This window comes from Helicobacter bilis (assembly GCF_900198365.1).
GTDB classification, from domain to species: domain Bacteria; phylum Campylobacterota; class Campylobacteria; order Campylobacterales; family Helicobacteraceae; genus Helicobacter_A; species Helicobacter_A bilis_B.
The window spans coordinates 1-21,741 of the sequence record NZ_FZMS01000025.1 but is presented as its reverse complement, the minus strand read 5'-3'; the positions used below and the strand labels follow the sequence as shown (position 1 = coordinate 21,741).

Here is a 21,741-nt window from a genome sequence, read left to right as displayed (position 1 = left end):
ATTGATTTGATAATCTTTTGTTTGTGCTATGCTTTGTTTTTGTTGTGAATTTCTAAAAAATCTTGTTCTCTTACATCTTTGTGGTAGTCAGTTATTGCAATACCCTCATCTTTTTAGCTTATTTAAGCACCTATATAAATACCCTCTACCCATATTTGTGATTGTTAATAAAATTGTCAAAGGCGATACCAAAAAAAATCACTTTTTTATTCACAAACTCGATTTGTTGCAATAAAATGGATTCTTTTGTTGTGATTTTTAGCTTATCTAGTCATGTAAAATTCACGCAAAAAGCCTTTTTACCAAGTTTTGTTGTGCACCATGTTTTTTTGTGTGTTTCACTTTGTTTATGTCTAATTTGCATGCAAACAAAAAGCATAATGCTATGTGTTGCATGGCTTTATACTTAATCCTGCTTTAAAACAGATTGTCTTGAGATACCGCCCACACGCCACACTTTAAGCGACCCAAAATTTCTTAATAGTTTATCGCATAAAAACTAGGAATTTACTTGGTTGTATATCGCTATTTGCTTCTTATGTTTCACGCCACATTTTAGCCCACAAAAATCGCATTTAAAAATTTTTGTTATAATCCAAAAAGCTTTTTAAGCTGTATTTTTTTGTGCCATTGTGTGCCACACTTGTGTCATTTACTAAAAAACACATACCAGCACAACGGACTCACAGGACATAGAATGAATCTGGAATCTAAAACAAATTCGAATAAGGATATTTCACCTTTTTTAAAGGTTCAAGATAGCAAAAAGACCGAATCTATTGGCTATCATATCAAACAAGGAGAGGTCCCCAACATCCCAAACTCTCATGCAACAAGCACAGATTCATTAATGTCTAATGTTGTGAATACTGATTGTGTTAATAAAGATACTTCTAAAGATTCCATAAACAGCAATAACACACAAAAGGTTTTACAAGACACAACCGCAATCCCAACACATCTTACAATACAAGTTGAAAGTCGTAGATTTTGCCTAAGTTTAGAAAAGCTAGATTCTATCTGTCGTCAAAAGATTGTAAGCATATTCGCACAAAAGCAATACACGCTAGAAGAACTATTAACACTTTTTGTAACAACTCTTAGAGATCAAAGTGTCGCAGAACAAGAGCTTATGCGTATCGTGCACGCTTTAGAATCTTAGTTTCATTGTATTATGTGCTTTATTGTCGTTGCAATTATTAATAGGAATCTTGCATCGCTTACTTATTATACGCACGATGAAGTTGTGCTATATGATATCATGCAGGTAAGCGTACGCAATAAAATGGAGCTAGGCATAATCGTGCAGATAGTATCAAATCAAAGCTTTGAGTTTGAGATACTTGAAGCTAAAAAATCACATTTTAGTTATACACAAACACAACACATTTTATTGCCCTTTATGAGTGCTTATTATATGCAAAGCATAGGTATTACCGCACAAGTTTTTACAGCAAAGGATATGAGATTAGAATCTAACATTCACTCAAGTGGGCCGCCAAATTTTACACTGCAAAAAAACGAGGATTTAGAATCTAATCATCATATTAAATGTAAGCAAGCATTTGATATGGAATCTAAATATGACAAGAATCTAGATTCTACACCAACAAACCACGCAAATAAAACCACAAATTCTAGTAATTGTTCTATGGCTTTGGAGGCTTTGATTGAATTAGAGGGTAGGAGTTATCTAAACGATAATGACTACCCCTCTAATTCAATCAATCATTCAAATTGCATAGACAAGGGCGAATTTTTACAGAATCTAGATTCTAATAATTTTGCACCCTTACACCCTGCACCCACCCATTTGGATAAGAATCTAGATTCTAAAAATTACGCCCTAAGCCCCGTATCTCACCTAGATTTGACAGAGAATATAGAATCTAATCTCCCACAAACAGAAATCCTATGCAATCTAAAAACACTATCAAGCAATCAACAAGAAGTCTTTAAAGAATGCAGCACAAAGCCTTTAAGCCTTATATTTGGCACAACAGGTAGCGGTAAAACTGAGATTTATTTCCATGCTATTGCTAAAACTCTCAAAGAGGGCAAACAAGCCTTACTACTCATGCCAGAAATCTCACTCACACCGCAAATGCAAGAGCGATTAAATACCGCTTTTCCAAACCTAGCTGACACATGGCATAGCAAACGCACAGCTACACAGAAGCAAAAGATACTACAATCCCTGCAAAATGGGAGCTTAAAAATCATTGCAGGGGCAAGAAGTGCTTTATTTTTACCATTTGAGAATCTAGGCTTAATCATTGTCGATGAAGAGCATGATGATTCCTACAAATCACAGAGTAATCCAAAATATCACGCAAGAGATCTAGCCATTTTCCTAAGCACAAAGGGCATTCAAGTGATATTAGGCAGTGCCACGCCAAGCCCTAAAAGCTATTATTTAGCTAAAAAGCATAACTATTTATTGCATTTGCAAAATAAATTTCATAACAGCACACAAACACTGCATTATGATGAAAGTGAGCAAATCGGCATAAGTTTGCATATACTTCATGCTATCACTAGCACACTTGAAAAGGGGGAGCAAGTCATTATCTTTTTGCCAACAAGGGCGAATTTTAAGATTTTGTTATGCAGGACTTGCAAGCAAAAGATTCTATGTCCAAATTGCAGCATTACGCTTAGTTTGCATAGTAAAAAGAATGCACTTGTGTGTCATTATTGCAACTTTACAAGTCAAATCCCGAGGGCTTGTAACACCTGCGGTAGTGATATGCTAAGTGGCGTGCGTATGGGGACAGAAGAGTTTAAAAAAGAGTTAGAAACCGCCCTTTTATCTCATAATCTCACGCCAAATATTGCCATCTTTGATAGAGATAATGTTAGCACACAAAAAAAACTCACAGCCCTATTGCATGACTTTGGAGAGCAAAAAATCGATATTCTAATCGGCACACAGATGATAGCAAAAGGGCATGATTATCCCAATGTTACTTTGAGTGTGATTATTGGCATGGATTATATGCTGCAGATTCCAGATTATAGGGCGCATGAGACAAGTTTTTCACTTCTTTACCAAGTCGCAGGGAGAAGTGGGAGAAAAAAGCATGGAAATATTTTAGTGCAAACAAAAGATTTTGGGCTTATAAATAATCTATGGGGCGATTATACAAAAGTATTGCATTATATATTACATGAGAGAAACCCATTGTATCCGCCTTTTTGCCGCCTTGCCCTGCTTCGCTTTGGACATAGCAGTGAGAAAAAAGCATATAATCTTGCAAAAGAATTTGCTTCTATCTTACATAAGATTCAGTGTGAAAATGACTATGCTTTTGAGATTGTAGGCGTAAGTGAGGCAAGTATCTTTAAAATAAAAAAGAAATATTATTATCAAATCCTTCTTCGCTCATATAATAATCTCACATTACAGAAAGCCCTGCAACATGCACTAAATCATGCGACAAGGGATATAAAAAATTGCATTGATATTGATATAGACCCGCTTAGTTTTTGATTTGGAAATATTCAGTCTCATAAGTTTTAGATTATAATCGTAAAAAAAATATAAAGGAATACAATGAATGCCACGGCTTTGCTTATACTCTAAAATTCATATTATCAAAACGATGCAACAGAATCTCATCTTGAGATTCTAAAAACACATGGAAAGGTTGCTTTTGGTAAAGTAAAGTCAAAAATGCGAAATACACAACTAGAAGTCATGCAAAGTGAAAATTATAAAATGCTAATGCAATAGAATGCAGTATGCTTAATGATAACAAAGGTAATGTGATAAAGAAAGAATATGTAAATAAAGATTCTGCAAAAGAAAAAATCACAAGGTTATACACTGCAAACAAAAATTCTGCCCCAGCTTTAGCACTCTCTAATACACTAAAGATAAATACAAAAAATTATGCACAAACAACTAAGAATACAGAAACTCCACCTTTTTGTCATTAATGAATTGAAGGAAAATAGTGAAATTTTGGGATTCCGTGTTGAATTGGCATGATTGTGGTTATAGGTTATATAGAGTTTAGAATCTCTTATAAGTGCCTTTGCGTCCCACTCTCTACCATTTAGATTCTCATATCAGATCAATGCAGGACTTGCGATTATAGTTTTACTCTGTGTTTTTCTATATCATCATCTACTTCATTCTCTGCATCTTGTTTGGGTAAGACAATGCGATCTATCAAGGTGTTTGCAAGCAGTCTTGAGCCATAGGGGGTAAAGTGGATACCATCTTGGGCTCTTACCAATCTACTTCTTCCACTACTATCTTTTATATATGCACTGAATTTGCCATTATGTAAAATCGCATCAGCTGTGAGAAAAATCCCGCCATTTGCACTTACGACTTGATAGTATAGCGTGTTGAGATAGGCTAACTTCTTATTTAAAGTTTCATTCTTTGTCATAGGGACTGCATACCATACAACTTGTGTGCCATGTGATTTTGCAATATTAATGATTGCTTGAATCCGATTTTTATACACTTCTTCCCAACTCTCTGTGCCAAAACGCATTTTTGGCATATTCCATGGATCGTTTGCCCCAAGACACACGACTAATACGCCTATGTCTTTATACTGCTGAAAGGCTTGCATTGTCGCCCTCTCCCAGTTAAAAAATGATGGATAAGTAAGTCCTGTGCTTTGCTTTGCAAGATTTTTTGTGCGAAAACCATGCTGTTGTAACATACGGGGTAAAACCATGCCAATACCCTGCATTAAAGAATCACCGATAAGCAAAAACCTTGTTTGTGGTGGTAGTATAAGCATTTTATCACTATTTTGTATGTAAGTAGAAGTAGATTCTGTATTTATAATCTCTTCTTGCAATATAGGTTTTTGTGTATTTGTGTTAGCTAGTTTAGAATCTTTTGTAGTAGTATCATTTGATTCTACAATCTCTTCCTTTTTGATTTCATCTAATTCCAATGTGTCTGTTATGGGTGATTTATCATATTGTGGCAGGGCTAACTCTATTGTGCTAGATTCTGGTTCAAAGATGGCAACTCGCATTTTTTCCAATCTAGCTGCAATCATATCCCCAAATGAAAAAAATGAAGATTCTGTGGTAATCATATCACTTGCATAATGATACTGCTGCACAATGTAGGAAATAATACTTCTGTGATACACATAGCAAACACAAAGCATAGTAAGTAGTCCCACAAAAACAAAGCGTATTATTCCCATATTAGTGCCTTGCATATCAAAATCCTGCATAAATAAAGTTTGGAATGCCACTTGGACCAAATCCTATAATAACAATAAGGCAACATGCAAATACAAATGGCTGCAAAATAAAAGGCATTTTGTAGAAAAATATAGAGAATCTTCTCTCCATATTCTCACACAATGGACGATAAAGCACAAAGAGAATAGCACATAAAATACATAATAAAATCTCAGTATTTAAAAAGGGTTTTGTGCTATTTAACATGAAAGATTCTAAATAAAAGAGAGCATCTTCAAGGTTTGGATAATAGAAAAATACCCATGCAAAAGTTACAAAATGAAATGTGATAAAAGCACTTACATAAGGGATAGGTATAGAGAGTTTTAATGCCCTCATGCAATTAAAGCAAATCGTCCCAAATCCATGCAAAAGCCCCCAAATAAGAAAATTATAGGTATTGCCATGCCATATACCTGATAAACCAAAAGAGATTAATACAAAGATTTGTGCTAAGAAAAAGCCTTTTTTATTCCCACCTAAAGGAATGTAGATATAATCTCGTATAAAAAGCGATAAGCTAATGTGCCATCTCCCCCAAAAATCTTTGATATTTCTTGCTGCATAGGGCATGTTGAAATTTTGCGGTAAGCTAAAGCCTAGCATTAAGGCAAATGCACTCACCAAATCCACATAGCCACTAAAATCACAATACAGGCGCACTGCATACGCATAGATTCCAAGTAAAAGCGTTAAGGAGCTATAATCTGCTGGATTTTGTAATATAGAATCTGAATAGGTTTGCAGGTAACTAGCACATAATACTTTCTTAAATAAGCCAAATAAAATCAGTGTAAAGATAAGGCTTGTCTTGCCAAGATGTCTTTCTTTATGAAGCTGTGAGAAGAAAAACTCACTCCGCATAATAGGACCAGAAATAAAAGTAGGAAAAAATGATAAAAATGTTGCTAAAGAAAATAGACTAGCCATTTTTCTAGTCTTTGAGACAGACACAAGGTAGGTAATTGAAGCAAAGGTGTAAAAGCTAAGTCCTAAAGGAAATAAGATATTAATATCAATGACATCAAGCCCAACAAGCATAAATATCATATCAAAGCTATCTTTAATGGAGGCAAAATATTTAAAAAAAGAGAGATTTAGCACAACAAGCCCAAGTGATAAGGTAAGCATAACCCGCGTTTCATACAGATAAATAAGACTAGAAAAAAGGTAGATAACAAGCGTATATATGGCTACTACAAGACCAAAATATGGATTAATCCATAATAATATAGCGTAGTTAAATAGCAATAATAAAGCATTTTGATAGATTCTGCCTACATATTTTAACCCCCAGTATAAACAGAAAAATAATAAGAATACAATCGCAAACTCCAAAGTAAAAAAAATCATAATATCCTCATTATAAGCTTCACTCTAACTACTCTAAATCGTAAAAATATATTTAAAATAAAAACGCAAATTGTAACAAATTTTAAAGAATAAACGCAAGATTCTAGAAATGATTTTATATAATATTTCACTTTAAGAATATAGGGGCATGAGTGCTATATCTTGCTTTATGTGTTATAATTGAGAGTAAATCAAAAGGAATAGTATGTCATCTAAAAAAAGCATATCAAAAACGCCAAAAATAAATATAGAAACACATATAAAAAACACACAAAGCTACATGCAAGACCTATTTTGCTTTATCGGTGAAGATAGTAAAAGAGAGGGACTCATAAAAACGCCAGAGAGAGTAGCAAAGATGCATGAAATGCTGTATAGTGGTTATGGAGTAGATCCAAATAGTATTTTAGATTCTGTATTTAGCGATGGGGCGTGTAATGAAATGGTGGTTGTGCGAGATATTGAGTTTTACTCAATGTGTGAGCATCATTTATTGCCTTTTTTTGGGAAAATCTCAATCGGTTATATCCCAGATAGAAAAGTCGTTGGAATCTCAAATCTATCAAAGCTAGTAGAAGTCTTTGCTAGACGATTGCAAATACAAGAAAAGCTTACCACACAAATCGCTGATACAATCATGCACTCACTCAAACCAAAAGGGGCTATGGTAGTCTGTGAAGCCTTGCATTTATGTATGGCAATGCGTGGCAATGCCAAGCAAAACTCAAAGATTCTAACATCTGCTGTGCGTGGATTATTTCAACAAGATTCAAGGACTAGAATGGAGTTTATGCAGCTTATTAAAACTTAGCTTTGTGTAAAACTTAAACAATAATGTATAATATCCTTTTTATTTAAAATATAAGAGAATCTACATGACTAAAACAATTAAAGCTTATTATGCTAAAGCCTATCCAAAGATAAATATCACACTAAAAATAGGTGAAAAAATAGGGAATCTTCATACATTACAATCGCGTTTTTGCTTAGTAGAGGGTAGCTTGTATGATTCCTTTTTGATTATAAAAGAGCCTTTAGATAAAGAAGCATTAACACAACAAAATTTAGTCAAAAAATTACCGCAAAGATATACAACATTTAGTGAAACAACAAAGCAGCATAACGCAATACAATGCTATCTCTATGGCAATTTTGACTGCAAACTAGAAGATAATCTCATTTATAAAGCCTACATGCTTTTAGCAAAACATATAGATTCTAATATTAATCCTTGCTTCATTCATATTATCGTGGATAAGAGAATACCAGTTGGCGGTGGGCTTGGTGGTGGCAGTGTGAATGCAGCCTTAATGCTTTTATTACTCAATGAGTTATTTAACCTAAATTGCAGCAAAGAGATTCTATATCAATATGCAAAAGCACTTGGTAGTGATGTAGCCTTTTTCCTTATGATTTATACGCAAAATAGCACACATATCACACCATATTTTTATGTGAAACAAGATTTAAGTAAGGGAGATTTAGATTCTATTTTATTTAAACAGACGCAAGATGAAAACTTGGATTCTAATATTTGTCATGTTGAGCGTAGCAAGATATCTAAAGACTTAGAAATGATAAAAGAGTCCAAACAAGATTCTAATATAGAATCTAAAAAAGATATTTCGTGCTTACGCACTCGCACGAGCGAATCTCTTGCCCACACTTGCAAATATGACAAGAATCTAGATTCTATATTTTTAAACTCTCTCAAGCAAAAAAGACAAAGCTATTTTATTAGTTTTCTTAGTGCAAATGTCTATGGCACAGGCGAGATTATAGAGCCTTTTTATGAAAAATTACCGCATTTTCTTATCCATTGTAATACTATCGCATGTAATACAGGGGCGGTATATAAAGAATTTGCTAGAGAAAAACAAGCTATAAAAGATTCTAAAAAAGATAATATAGACTTACAAAAAGATTCCATTACGCTATTACAAACATACGACATATACACGCTTAATGACTTATATAAACCTGCTTGTAATCTCTATGAGTTAGAAGCTATTGCAAAAGGGCTACATAAAGATTATGGCAATGTGTATTTTAGTGGCAGTGGCTCAAGCTTTTTTAGCATAAATCATAATATAAAGGAATAGTATGCAAGATTTTATCCGCTTTTTAGAATCACATAATGAACTAAAGATTATTGACACACCCCTTGATATTGAGTTAGAGATACCGCATTTAGCCTATTTAGAAGTGAAGAAAAAAGATTCTAAAGCCCTGCTTTTCACTCGTCCTATACATAGAAAACATAAGGATTCTACACTTTCAGGGACTAGCACAGGATGCACGCAACACAATATGCAATCTAGTAATTGTCATGCTAAGCAAAGTGAAACTTCTCAAAATCTAGATTCTAAACCTTGTCATACTGAGCCTTTAGGCGAAGTATCTAACATGGAATCTAAAAAAGATATTTCGCCTTTTCGTAATGCCCAACATGACAAAAAACTACACCCAATAACGCAAATGACACAAGACCTAACCTACACCGCACATATAGAATCTAATCTTATAGAATCTAATTTTAACAGCATAGATTCTAGCAAGCAAGATTCTAACACAACCACCCAAAATATAGAATCTTTTCATATCCCAGTCCTAATGAATGTTTTTGGTTCGCAAAAAAGACTCGAGTTAATCGCTACGCATTATAATTCAAACGCCGACTTTAAATCTTTAGAATCTATCGCTAATGTGATGAAAAATCTACTCAATCTCTCCATGCCAAAGACTTTTAAAGAAAAATTTGCAAAGCTAAAAGAATTATGGGCTATGCGACATGTTTTCCCCAAAAAATATAAGAACAAACCCCCATGTCAAGAGAGAATCTATACAAAAGATTCAATAGATCTTTTTTCACTGCCTATACTTAAGACTTGGGAGGAAGATGGAGGGCGATTTATCACAATGGGGCAGGTTTATACACGAAGCCTTGATGGTAAATCTAATAATATAGGCATGTATCGCTTACAGATTCACTCTCATAATGAATTGCTTATGCACTGGCAGATTCACAAAGATGCAACGCATTTTTTCCACGAATACAAAAGGGCAAATAAACTCATGCCTGTAAGCATCGCCATAGGTGGCGACCCTCTTTATATATGGTGCGCTCAAGCCCCTATGCCGCCAAAGATTTTTGAGCTTATGCTATATGGGCTTATACGCGCTAAAAATCCGCTATTAGCTGAATGTGTGAGTAATGAATTAGCCGTGCCACATGATTGTGATATTGTGATTGAAGGCTTTGTAGATACAAACAGGTTTGCCCCCGAAGGAAAGTTTGGCGATCATACAGGATTTTACACACCAATAGAGCCTTATCCCATCATGCAAGTGAGTGTTATCACTATGAAGCACAATCCAGTCTATCTAGCCACCGTTGTGGGTAAGCCACCGCTTGAAGATAAATATATGGGCTATATGACAGAGCGGCTTTTCTTACCACTTTTGCAGACAAGCGCACATGGACTTATAGACTACTCTATGCCAGAAAATGGCGTATTTCACAATCTCATCTTAGCAAAAGTGAAGACAGACTATCCCGCACAAAGTTTGCAAACGATGCACACTTTCTTTGGTATAGGGCAGATGAGCTTTGTAAAACATGCTCTTTTTGTGAGTGAAGAAGCACCGAGTCTGCATAAAGACTACAAGATTCTATGTGATTATATCCTTGATAGAATTGATACTAAAAAGCTATATAGCACTATGGGAAACTGCGATGCACTCGATCATGCGTGTGAAAGCTTTGCTATAAGTGGGAAGCTAGGCATTGATGCAAGTGGTGAAAAACTACTTCATAATTTTACAGAAATTAGCGAAAATGACTTATTAAAAATTATGAAAAATATCGCAAATGAGATAGAATCTCTGCATATCTATAAGCATAAAAATCCGCTTATAATCTGTGGTATAAACAAAAAAGATACGCCAATACTAGAATATGCGACTAGATTCTATGAAACCCTTAGACAATATGCCGCATTTTTTATCTTTGTAGATAGTGATAATATTTTGACAAATTATTATATGCTTGTATGGCGAGTGGTAAATTCTATCGATATAGCAAGGGATTTAAAGATTATTAAAGAGTGCGCTTTTTTAGATGCAACCGCTAAGGGCGAGTTAGAGGGTTATGATAGAGAATGGCCTAAAGATACACTTTGTTCCAAAGCTATCCTTAATAACCTAAAAGAACAAGGCTTACTAGAAGATATTGATGAATCTTTCTACAAACAATTTGGGATTTTGTAGATTTTGATTTTTATGGTTTTTTGTTTTACGCTTTGTGTTGTTGATGTATGATATATTGATGTTGTTTTTGTAAAAGGTAAGGTTTAGTTCTGTTAGCTATTATTCTAAGACAAAAAAGTTAGATTTCATGTCATATCTATTGCGTTGTGTTCGCAGTGCAACATGAGTGAGGCTAAAAATTGGGATTTACAATATCAATACACAAAGCTAGTTTTATGCTACAATATCGCACACAAAATACACTAAAGGACTATTGATGGCAAATTGGAATGATGGTTATGTAACAGACATTGAGTATCTTGATACTTATTTTTCATATCTAAATCCACTTTTTATGAATCTAAATCTCACTTTTGCGGGTTTTGATGTCGGTCAGCACGACTGCATTAGTTTGCAAACAAGCAGTGATTCTAATGATAAGCAAAGCTATCTTGAAATGGGTTTTGGTAGGGGTGTGAGTTTATGCGTGCATGCTGCCACTACTGATATGAGTTTTGTTGGGACGGATTTTAATCCATCGCATACCCTATTTGCACGAAACTTAGCTAAAGTCGGCAACGCGGATATACAGCTTTATGATGATAGCTTTGAGCTATTGTATAAACGATTGCAAAAGCAAGAAGCAGAGTTTGACTACATTGTATTGCTGGTGTATGGTCGTGGGTAAGTTATGAGAATCAAAAGGTGATTTTGCAGATTATCCGCGATCATCTAAAAGTTGGCGGTATTGTATATGTAAGTTACAATTGTTTTCCGGGTTGGGATGGCAAATGGTCTTCACGCAAGTTGCTTACAATGTATCATGACTACATATCTGGTACGAAAGTCGAGCGAATCCGCAATGCACTTGGATTTTTCAAAGACTTTTTAGAGACAAATCCGCTTTATCTGCAGAATAATCCAAGTGTAGCACGAGTCTCACAAATAATCGAAAATGAAAAGTTTGACTATTTAGCACATGAATTTTTTAATGATGGAGCAAATTGTTGCTACTTTGTTGATATGGTGCGTGATTTGGAATCATGTAAATTACAATTTGCATGTGGGGCATTACCTTTGTGGCATTATGAAGATTCTAGTTTAAATAAGCAAAATCAAGCCTTTTTAGATCAAATCGCAGAACCGACATTAAAAGAGCAGCTAAAAGATTACTATCTTAATAGACAATTTCGAAATGATATATTTGTAAAAGGGGCACAAAAGCTATCAGGGCAGCAAATATGTGATAAGTTTCTCAATACCCGCTTTACACTTACAAGCATACCTGATAGCGATGCAGAAGATCTTGATGCAATTAGGAAAGATATGATTGCATTTCTTGCAAAAGATTCTTATGCACCAAAAAGTATGCGTGAGGCACAGCTACAGCTGGGGGGGGGGGGGTTACATATACGAGAGTTAGCTAAGCTTGTCGCAGATATGATGACAAGCGGCTATACACACCCAGTAACAAATAAAGATATTACAGATTCTATTGCAAAACGCTCAATAGATTTCAATCGACATATTTTCAGCAATCAGTGCAAAAAGCAATATGTGCGATATGCGGCTGCTCCACTTATTGGTGGCGGTGTATTGATTAATGAAGTATCGCAAGTGTTTTTATATGGATTAATGAGTGGCGTTGATGAAAAAGGTTTAGGTGCATTTGCATGGGATATTCTCAAAGCACAAGGTAGAAAACTCAATAAGGCTGGTGTAGATCTAGAAAGCGATAAAGAGAATATAAAAGAGCTTGATTCTGTATTGCAGGATTTATTGCCAAAAATACCGCTTTATAAGAATTTGGGTATTTTGTAAGATCGGGTAGCATATTGGTTTATAGCAGATGTTAAGTTTTGATATCTATTAAGCAAAGCAAAACATTCGAGATTGGATTGTATAAGAGAGATTTTGACTTCATCTCAAAATGACAAAATATAATCTCAATAAAAAATCTAGTTTCACAAGATATTTTCACTTTTTTTCAATATAAATGCTTCTTAACATAAGAGTTTGTAAGTGTTTTATTGCTATACTACTTATTTTAAAATCAAAGCTATGTCTAAAAGGTCAATGGCAACCTCGCTATTATGAAATTTTCATGATAGAATCAACAAAATCTAGCTTTGATTATTATCTACTTCTCACCACATAAGGTTTTTTATGATTTTACATTTTATTAAAACAAAGTTTTATATATTACATTTTTGTGTTATTGTGTTGGCTTGTTTGTGTTTGAGTTCCTGCATGAATGTCATGCAAGATACTTTTAAAAACTCATCAAACTATACGATTAAATATGCTTATGTGCAGAATGATAAAATATTTTTAGAAGAAGTAAAAGAGATTGCAAAAATGCTTCCCAAAAAAGAAACATTTAGCATGGCTATCAACGAACTACAAGAGTTAAACGACTCTTATAAAATAGCCAATATTCCAGAACTTAACATTACTTTTACATGCGGCTTTAATAAGCAATATACAAGAACTTTACAATCATTGCTTACAACAAGAAAATATCCATGTGATGGGGAGATAGCAGGTTATACATTGCAGTCTTTCACTAAGAATCCATATAAAAAATACTATGGAGAAAAGTTTGCAAATGTGCAAAATCAAGAGCAATTTTTATTTTTCTACACAAAGGATTTTAAGCATGTAAAAAGCAAAGAAGATCTAAAAACTACATTGCAATCCATAATCTTAAATATAGCTTCAAATGCCAATGCAATTTATGATTTACGCGAGTTAAAACACTATGTTTTTATGAATGGCATTATAGAATCTTACGATGATTTTTATAAGCTAGTGGCACAATATGAGGTCAAATGTCAAGGCTCACTTTTTAGCACAACACTTGATGAGATCATCGCACAACGCGATTTGCAATGCAAAAAGATTACGCACATAAAAGCAAAGTAGATTCTAAAAATTGGAATGAATAAGGTGATAAATGTCTATATCTAAAACATATAAAAAGATTTTATGCATATGCTTACTCATATTTACACAAAATATGCAAGCTAGAGATGAGTTTGAAAAGTTAGGCGATATCTTGACACTTGCGCCATTTGGCGTGTTAATCGTTAGTCTTGGTATGCGTGATTATGAGGGGGCAGCTCAACTTGCCGCTGGTTCTCTTGCCACACAAGGCACAATAGAGCTTATCAAAAGGGGGTTTGAATACGCTCATCTCAATGGCACAAGCATAGATTTTGCAAAACGACCTTGCTGCGATGACTATAAAGGTATGCCTAGCGGACATGCTGGTGGTGCATTTAGTGCCGCTGGTTTTGTGTATTATCGCTATGGTTGGAAACCTGCATTGCCACTTATAGGGCTTGGCGTGGTTACCGCAGCATCTCGCGTATATGCTAAAAAACACACAATTTGGCAAGTCGCAATCGGCAGTGCGATAGCATGGGGCTGGGCGTATGTCTTTACTACGCGATATAATCCGCAAACAAGATTTATCGTAACGCCTGAAATTAGTGCCGATCGCTTTGGTAGCTTTTATGGTGTTAATATGCATTATCGGTGGTAAGATTTGTCATAGAATCAATGAGAATGTTTAGTTTCTTATATGTTTTTACGCATTGAGTCCTTCGTGATTAACAGGTTTATAAGCATAAAAGACTATTGCAAATTGAAATATTAGCCCATATGGAATTCAAATTCATTGTTGCATGAAGCCTAATATGTTTCAATATCAAAGAGATAAATTTGAGAACTAAAAGTGCAATCTCAAAAATCGTAATACAAGGGGTTTTGTGCCTACTACTTTATAATCTTTATTGCTCTTTTGTATTGACTATAATGTCGTAGTTTTTATTAAAATAACTTAGCCAGTCTGTTACACTCATGCTTTTAAAGACTTTCAATGGTTGAAAATTTGGTGGATTTTTAAGTGTGAGTTGAATGCCTAGCTCTTTTGATTTGTTCTGCATAATATCACTTACGCCTTGTATGAGAGTTTGACTATTTGTGCCTATGTATGATGCAAGGAAAGGCGTACCGATGAGTTTCATAAGACTTAGATTTGCTTCAAATTGTGTTTCTAAGGTCTTTTTTTGCTCTGAAGTAAGCTTATCATTGGCTGCTAGAAAATCCTTAAATGATTGTTTTGGCTGAATGTTAAATTTTAATGAAAGTAGTTCGTGTGGGATATTTTGAGCTTGCAGTTCCTCTTTATTGGAATCCCCATTCATAGCCATTGCTATGTCATATAGAATCCCAATTATATGTGTGCGTTCGGCATTTGGTGTGAAAACATTTACAGATTCTGTATTGGCGCTAAACATTTGTGATATGAGATTACATTGTGTGTTTGCTGTGATTGTATGCGATGCACCTTCATCAGTCTTGTAGAGATAGTCTTGCTCACATTCTAGTCTATTTGGTAGTAACGAGTCGGCACTATGATTAAAAAATGCAATGAGTGGCTCTTTTGTAGAATCTCCAAAAAATTTATTCATAGTTGGGTATTCTATATCTGTTTTTACCCTAAATGAAAGATGATTTTTACTCTTTATATCCTCGCTACTCAATGTAAAATTGTGAAGTCGTATGCTCTCATGTATATCATGGTGTGAGGTTGTAAAGTCGTCCATATAAATGGTTATCTTTTCAGATTTGCACTTATAATCCATAAGTCCGCTACATTTAAATGGTGTATAATCAAAGCTTTGAATACCATATTGGCTGCTTTGGGCTTCTTTTACCTGAATGCGCGCAAACTCCATACCTTGATTAAGACGGCTTTCTACTTCTTGCAACATTTTCCTTGATGCAAAATAAAGCACTATAAGCAATATCGCAATGATGACCGCGCCAAAAAGCACAATCTTTCGTGCAAGTCTATTCATAATAAATTCCTTTGACAACAGATATTGTAGCTATGTATGCCATTTGAAAAATTAATCGAGCATTCTAGCACAACTTTTATAATCTGTGAAATACGCATACTTTTAATTTTTTAGTTGAAGCTATCAATGTAAAAAGTGTTACTTTTGTGATCGTTTATAAAAATCATTTGTTGCTTTCACAAAGCCATCGATACTGCCACAATCATAGCGGATTCCCTTGAATTTATAGCCGATAACTCTTCCTAGCTTTGCCTGCTCTAAAAGTGCATCTGTAATTTGCAACTCACCATTAATGCCGGGCTTTGTCATACGCAAAATATTGAAAATATCAGGCGTTAAGATATACCTGCCAATGATGGCTAGATTGCTTGGGGCTTTTTCAATGCTAGGCTTTTCAATCATGGATTTTACCTTATAGATTCCATCTTCTAGCATATCGGCTTCGATAATGCCGTATTTATGGACTTCATTAGAATCTATTTCTTCGATAGCTACGACAGAACAGCGATATTTTTCATAGATTCTCATCATTTGAGTAAGCACCCCCTCACTCTCGCTATAACATAAATCATCAGCTAAAATCACTGCAAATGGATTCTTACCCACAAGTGTTTCGCCTGTAAGTATCGCATGTCCCAAACCTCGCATTTCCTTTTGCCGTGTGTAACTAAAAGTAGCAGTTTCCATAATATTTCGTATCTCACTTAGCAAAGTCTCTTTTGAAGTGTCTTTTATTTGATGCTCTAACTCATAGCTAATGTCAAAATGGTCCTCAATACTTCTTTTACCACGCCCTGTAACAATCGCCATTGTCCTGCAGCCTGCATCAAGGGCTTCCTCTACGCCATACTGAATGAGTGGTTTGGTAAGAATGGGTAGCATTTCCTTTGGCATTGCCTTTGTCGCAGGTAAGAATCTCGTGCCATAACCTGCTGCTGGGAATAAACAAGTCTCTATCATTTCTGTCCTTTTATAGTTTCATTCGCAAAATCTAATTATACAAAAAATAATGTGAATTACATTTTTGACTTCATAAGATTCTATGCCCTCTTTGCTATAAAACACTTAAAATCAAGGCTCAAGTAGCCATTTTGCCACATTATCCTTGCTACCATGTTTTAGATATTTGCGTAGTGTAGATGCGCCTTCAAAATATTTTTGATAGTTGAAGTTTTCATAAGCTTTAAGCATATTTTTAGCATTGCAATCATTTTGTAAAAGCTCCTCATGCAAGTAATCATCACCAAGCCCAGCTTTTTTAATATCCTTGCCATTTTCTTTAAGCATAGCTTGATAAATGATATTTGCTAGTCCAACAAAATTTAGCTTTACAAACATTCTTGCGATAAAGTAGTCAATCCATTTCGCACGATAGACAAGCACAAATGGAATCTGCATGAGACTTGCCTCAAGTGTCGCAGTCCCCGCACACACAAAGGCAAAGGACGCATTACTTAAACCTTCTTGCGTATTATACACTAGATGAAACATATCTATATCGCCATATATTTCCATCATTTTTGTATCGCGGAATTTCTCTGGGATAATAAGTCTTAAGATCGCATTTTCATGCTTTTCTAAAAGCTTTTTAGCTAAGATTCTATAATCATTCATAAGCTTTTTTATCTCACTTTTGCGACTGCCGGGCATAAATACAAAGATATTAGAATCTTTACTATAAAACTGCTTAGATTCTGTATAAATATCAAGTAGCGGGTGTCCTACATATCGTGCCTTTTTTTCATAATAGTGCAGCTCAAAGGGCCAGATACACGCAAGTTTATCAAATAATCTCTCAATCTCTTTTGCACGCCACTCTTTCCACGCCCACACTTGCGGCAATATGTAATACATAATAGGAATATTTGGATTTTTCTCTCGTATCTTTTTCGCAAGTCTTAGATGAAATGATGAGCTATCCATTAAGAGAATCTTATCGCATGTAAGGGCTGCTTCACTAAGAATTTGCATAGCCTCTTTAAAGAATAGAATCTTTTTTGCCACATCGCTAAAACCCATAATGGCAAACTCACTAGGGCTTAAAACTTGCCGTCCTATCTCACTTTCACATACACCAATGAGTGTGCAAGATTCTGGCAAAACTTTCGCGAGATTTCTTAAGTGTAGATTAGAGCTTGGCTCAAGCGCACTGACAAAGATTTTAAGTTCTTTTGTGCTAGATTTAGTAATTAAATCTTTATTTGTTGTAATATCTTGCATTTTTATCCTTATTGTATTTTATTATGATTTAAGATTCTATATTGTTTTATTAAATCGTCTTTATTTGAGATTCTGGTGATTGTTGTATTGAATGCAGCAAAAGCTTTAACATGGATTTTAACAAAGGGGTTCTCCCTCTTTTTTTTAAACTCAAATCAACAATAATTTAGAATAACTTGTATATATGTTTAACACGCATAAAGCTTATTGTATGCTTTTTGTTAAACATCTCTTCTTTTCATATTATTTATTACATAGCATAGACTTTTATCATAGATATTTATCCCTTTAATTTCTCTCTTAAAAGCTCATTTACCCTTGCTGGATTCATACCCTTTGTTTGTTTCATCACTTGCCCTACAAAAAAGCCTAACATTTTTTCCTTACCTGCCCTATATTCTGCGACTTTATCTTGATTTGCTGCTAAAAGTGTATCAATAACTTGTAATATCGCACCATCATCATTGATTTGCTCTAGACCTAATTCCTTAATCAGCATATCAACATCACCACCTCTTTTTTCCACTAGCACATCAAGAATCTCTTTTGCACCAGAGCCGCTAATCTTTTGAGATTCAATGCGTTGCAATAATGTTGCAAATGTAGCTTCATTAATACCGCAAGTAGCAAGTGTGTTACCATTTTTTAGTCGCCCTTGCAACTCTACGCTTAACCATGTGCATACTAGACGCGGCGATATACCCTTTTCTACCATGTATTCAAAATATCGCACCATATCAGTATCCTGCACTAATACCTTTGCATCACTCTCTTTAATGCCAAGTGTTTCTATATACCGCTTGATTTTAGAATCTGGCATTTCAGGGATATTTTTAGCTCTCTCTAGCAACTCATCACTAAGAAAAACAGGCAATAAATCTGGGTCATTAAAATAGCGATAGTCTGCACTCTCTTCTTTACCACGCATAGATTTTGTTACGCCTTTATCGGTATCAAATAGGCGTGTTTCTTGATAGACTTCAGTATCATAAGTGCCATTTTCAAAGGCATTTTGCTGTCTTGCTACTTCATATTCAATAGCCTTTTGGATAAATTTAAAGCTATTTAGATTCTTAATCTCAACTCTTGTATAAAACTTATTCTCACCTTTTGGACGAATAGACACATTTGCATCACAACGAAAGCTTCCCTCTTGCATATTCGCATCACTTATACCAAGAAATTTCACGATAGAATGTAGCTTCTTTAGATAAGCTATCGCCTCATTGCTACTACGCATATCAGGCTCACTCACAATCTCTAAAAGCGGCGTGCAAGCACGATTTAAATCAATTTTTGAATGCGTGCCTTCATGGATATTTTTACCCGCATCTTCCTCTAAATGTGCGCGCGTGATACCTATGGTTTTTACTTCCCCATCAACCTCAATATCAAGCTGCCCTTTGCCAACGATTGGAATCTCAAACTGGCTGATTTGATATGCCTTTGGTAAATCTGGATAAAAATAATTTTTACGCGCAAATACAGAATCTTGATGTATCGTAGCCCCGATTGCCGTTCCAAAAGATATAGCTTTTGCTACCGCCTCTTCATTTAACACAGGAAGAGCCCCCGGTAATCCCAAGCACACAGGACACACATTTGTATTTGGTGATTCCCCAAAACTCGTAGGACATGAACAAAAAATCTTTGTTTTCGTATTCAATTGCACATGCACTTCTAAACCGATAATTGTCTCAAAACTGCTCATATTTTCCCTTTAGTTACATAGGATATTTATTGTTAGCTAGTTCGCGTATTATACATAAATCTTTCATGAGATTTAGATATTTTGCGTGTTTTTTACACTAGATCTTACAAATCTTGCTTCCTTCAGTCAATAAAAAGTGTATAATATTACCATGTTTTTCTTTTACTTAAAAACAAGATGGCAAAAAGATAGGAATCTGAACTCCATTTTTTGCACCCCAAGCCTTGTTCCACCCAAAGGGTTGAGTTTCTAAGCTATTGCAAGGCAAGAAGTTTCAAGTCATTACGACTTTAGGCGGGGCAAAAGAGAGCTATGATGGGCATCACGGATATAGCCTTGAGACGATTTTAAGCCCGCTTACAAGCGCGTTTAAATATTGTGGCTGCGAGATTTTGGAATCTTTTGCTATCTTTAGTGCAAAGGTAGATACACTGCCTATGCAAGAGTATTTAGAGACATTACAAAACGATAAACAACAATCAGTAAGGAGCAAATTATGGGAATGACAATGAGTCAAAAGATCTTAGCTGATAGAGCGGGATTAGAATCTGTCAAGGCAAATGATTTAATTAGGGCAAAGCTAGATATGGTGCTAGGCAATGACATTACCACGCCTGTGGCAATCAACGCCTTTAAACAAGCTAAATTCACGCAAGTTTTTGATAAAAGCAAAATCTCACTTGTAATGGATCACTTCGCACCAAATAAGGACATAAAAGCCGCCACGCAATCTCAGCAATGCCGCTGTTTTGCCAATGACTTTGATATTAAGCATTACTATGATGTGGGGAATATGGGGGTAGAACACGCCCTTTTGCCTGAACAAGGCATTGTAACCATCGGCGATTTGATTATAGGTGCAGATTCTCACACTTGCACTTATGGGGCGTTGGGTGCGTTTAGCACGGGGGTTGGAAGCACGGATATGGCTGTGGGTATGGCAACAGGCGAGGCGTGGTTTAAAGTCCCAAAGGCGATGAAGTTTAATCTCAAGGGCAAACTCCGCCCTTATGTGAGTGGCAAAGATGTGATTTTGCATATTATTGGTAAAATCGGCGTTGATGGGGCGTTGTATAAAAGTATGGAGTTTAGCGGAGAGGGGCTAAAAAATCTAACCATTGATGATAGGCTTTGCATTGCGAATATGGCGATTGAAGCGGGGGCGAAAAATGGCATTTTTGAAGTAGATGACATTACGATTGAATATGCTAAGGGACGCACAAACAAGGAGTTTAGAATCTACAAGGCTGATGAAGATGCCGAGTATGAAGAAGTCTTTGATATTGAGCTAGATTCTATAGATCACACCGTGGCGTTTCCGCATTTGCCTGAAAATACCAAAGAAAGAGAGCAGTGGGGCGAGATAAAGATAGATCAAGTTGTCATCGGCTCTTGCACGAATGGTAGGCTAAGTGATATGGAAGTAGCAGCAAATATTCTAAAGGATAAAACAATAGCAAAAAATACGCGTTGCATTATCATTCCTGCTACGCAAAATATCTATTTAGAGTGCATTAATCGTGGGTATTTAGAGACTTTTATTAAAGCTGGAGCGGTGGTATCTACGCCTACTTGTGGTCCTTGCCTTGGCGGACATATGGGAATCTTAGCAGCAAATGAAAAGTGCGTCTCTACCACAAATCGCAACTTTGTAGGCAGAATGGGGCATACCACAAGCGAAGTGTATCTTAGCTCCCCTGAAGTGGCAGCAGCAAGTGCGGTAAGGGGGATTCTAAGCTCCCCACAAGATGTTATTTGAGTTGTGGGGGGGGGGGGGATAAACAACCTGTATTGTGCAGGCTTAGAATCTAATGCAATGTTTAATAAACCACCTTAAATTTATCCCTCCTTGCTCATTTCTACACAAAGCACAAATTTACTCTTGTGTCTCCTTATTCTCAAGCAAAACCATAACTTCGTTTTTTCTTTGTTATATCATGTTATTGTGCATTGTTTTTCCTTTCTCTAATTTTTTGCAAGAATAACCACACTTATGCCTAAGATAGTTATGCAAAGGCTATTCAAAGATAAAATCATATGCTCCATTTAATATCCTTTTAAAAAAATAGAATCTAAAGTCAATGATATAAGGGGACGGGTGAAAAAGGATACAGG

At 35.4% G+C, this 21,741-nt stretch carries 18 protein-coding genes; 12 read left to right on the top strand and 6 right to left on the bottom strand.

Features of this window, described 5'->3' with window-relative positions; translation table 11 throughout:
* The first annotated feature begins 697 nt into the window (after positions 1–697).
* The 3 genes from C6H08_RS04030 (at position 698) to C6H08_RS04020 (ending at position 3,942) form a co-directional block, all read left to right on the top strand.
* Positions 698–1,162: a hypothetical protein gene (locus C6H08_RS04030; protein ID WP_233708481.1), complete on the top strand. Its 465-nt coding sequence runs from the start codon at positions 698–700 to the stop codon at positions 1,160–1,162.
* A gap of 12 nt (positions 1,163–1,174) precedes the next feature.
* Complete coding sequence (gene priA / locus C6H08_RS04025) at positions 1,175–3,493, top strand: replication restart helicase PriA (protein ID WP_034579502.1); 2,319 nt, start codon at positions 1,175–1,177, stop codon at positions 3,491–3,493.
* A 251-nt stretch (positions 3,494–3,744) separates the two neighbouring features.
* Positions 3,745–3,942 carry a hypothetical protein gene (locus C6H08_RS04020; protein ID WP_034562596.1) on the top strand — a complete coding sequence of 66 codons (198 nt, stop codon included), beginning with the start codon at positions 3,745–3,747 and terminating at the stop codon, positions 3,940–3,942.
* A 155-nt stretch (positions 3,943–4,097) separates the two neighbouring features.
* Here the strand turns inward: C6H08_RS04020 and C6H08_RS04015 are convergent, their stop codons facing one another.
* Positions 4,098–5,186: an SGNH/GDSL hydrolase family protein gene (locus C6H08_RS04015; RefSeq protein ID WP_233708480.1), complete on the bottom strand. Its 1,089-nt coding sequence runs from the start codon at positions 5,184–5,186 to the stop codon at positions 4,098–4,100.
* A gap of 16 nt (positions 5,187–5,202) precedes the next feature.
* Complete coding sequence (locus C6H08_RS04010; protein WP_034562599.1) at positions 5,203–6,579, bottom strand: MBOAT family O-acyltransferase; 1,377 nt, start codon at positions 6,577–6,579, stop codon at positions 5,203–5,205.
* Between the two features lie 205 nt (positions 6,580–6,784).
* Here C6H08_RS04010 and folE point away from each other — a divergent pair, with 205 nt between their 5' ends.
* From folE to C6H08_RS03980, 7 genes are all read left to right on the top strand, one after another.
* Positions 6,785–7,390, top strand: a complete 606-nt coding sequence (folE, locus tag C6H08_RS04005; RefSeq protein WP_034562601.1) for a GTP cyclohydrolase I FolE — start codon at positions 6,785–6,787, stop codon at positions 7,388–7,390.
* A 64-nt stretch (positions 7,391–7,454) separates the two neighbouring features.
* The gene (locus C6H08_RS04000; protein ID WP_034579504.1) at positions 7,455–8,681 is read left to right on the top strand and encodes a GHMP family kinase ATP-binding protein; all 1,227 of its coding nucleotides are present in this window, start codon (positions 7,455–7,457) and stop codon (positions 8,679–8,681) included.
* Between the two features lies 1 nt (position 8,682).
* A complete protein-coding gene (locus C6H08_RS03995) occupies positions 8,683–10,848 on the top strand; it encodes a menaquinone biosynthesis decarboxylase (protein WP_034579506.1) in 2,166 nt (721 codons plus the stop codon).
* Positions 10,849–11,104: 256 nt separating this feature from the next.
* Positions 11,105–11,515, top strand: a complete 411-nt coding sequence (locus C6H08_RS11875; RefSeq protein WP_233708479.1) for a hypothetical protein — start codon at positions 11,105–11,107, stop codon at positions 11,513–11,515.
* A gap of 23 nt (positions 11,516–11,538) precedes the next feature.
* Positions 11,539–12,648: a methyltransferase regulatory domain-containing protein gene (locus tag C6H08_RS03990; protein WP_233708478.1), complete on the top strand. Its 1,110-nt coding sequence runs from the start codon at positions 11,539–11,541 to the stop codon at positions 12,646–12,648.
* A gap of 345 nt (positions 12,649–12,993) precedes the next feature.
* Complete coding sequence (locus tag C6H08_RS03985) at positions 12,994–13,752, top strand: hypothetical protein (protein WP_034562631.1); 759 nt, start codon at positions 12,994–12,996, stop codon at positions 13,750–13,752.
* Positions 13,753–13,783: 31 nt separating this feature from the next.
* Positions 13,784–14,374, top strand: a complete 591-nt coding sequence (locus C6H08_RS03980) for a phosphatase PAP2 family protein (protein WP_004087284.1) — start codon at positions 13,784–13,786, stop codon at positions 14,372–14,374.
* A 247-nt stretch (positions 14,375–14,621) separates the two neighbouring features.
* On the opposite strand, the gene C6H08_RS03975 is transcribed toward C6H08_RS03980, so the two are convergent.
* The 4 genes from C6H08_RS03975 to gatB all read right to left on the bottom strand — a co-directional run bounded on the left by C6H08_RS03975 (position 14,622) and on the right by gatB (position 19,626).
* Positions 14,622–15,695, bottom strand: a complete 1,074-nt coding sequence (locus C6H08_RS03975; RefSeq protein ID WP_034562636.1) for a hypothetical protein — start codon at positions 15,693–15,695, stop codon at positions 14,622–14,624.
* Between the two features lie 138 nt (positions 15,696–15,833).
* Positions 15,834–16,655: a UTP--glucose-1-phosphate uridylyltransferase GalU gene (galU, locus tag C6H08_RS03970; protein WP_034562638.1), complete on the bottom strand. Its 822-nt coding sequence runs from the start codon at positions 16,653–16,655 to the stop codon at positions 15,834–15,836.
* Between the two features lie 111 nt (positions 16,656–16,766).
* A complete protein-coding gene (gene lpxB / locus C6H08_RS03965; RefSeq protein WP_052099995.1) occupies positions 16,767–17,915 on the bottom strand; it encodes a lipid-A-disaccharide synthase in 1,149 nt (382 codons plus the stop codon).
* Positions 17,916–18,195: 280 nt separating this feature from the next.
* Positions 18,196–19,626 (bottom strand): Asp-tRNA(Asn)/Glu-tRNA(Gln) amidotransferase subunit GatB, encoded by a 1,431-nt coding sequence (gene gatB, locus C6H08_RS03960; RefSeq protein WP_034579750.1) that lies wholly within the window; start codon positions 19,624–19,626, stop codon positions 18,196–18,198.
* A gap of 257 nt (positions 19,627–19,883) precedes the next feature.
* Here gatB and C6H08_RS03955 point away from each other — a divergent pair, with 257 nt between their 5' ends.
* Together C6H08_RS03955 and leuC are read left to right on the top strand one after the other, a co-directional pair.
* Positions 19,884–20,132, top strand: a complete 249-nt coding sequence (locus C6H08_RS03955) for an NAD(P)H-dependent oxidoreductase (protein WP_233708477.1) — start codon at positions 19,884–19,886, stop codon at positions 20,130–20,132.
* Positions 20,123–21,385: a 3-isopropylmalate dehydratase large subunit gene (leuC, locus tag C6H08_RS03950; protein ID WP_034562641.1), complete on the top strand. Its 1,263-nt coding sequence runs from the start codon at positions 20,123–20,125 to the stop codon at positions 21,383–21,385. Before C6H08_RS03955 ends, leuC begins: the two co-directional genes overlap by 10 nt.
* Positions 21,386–21,741: the final 356 nt, after the last annotated feature.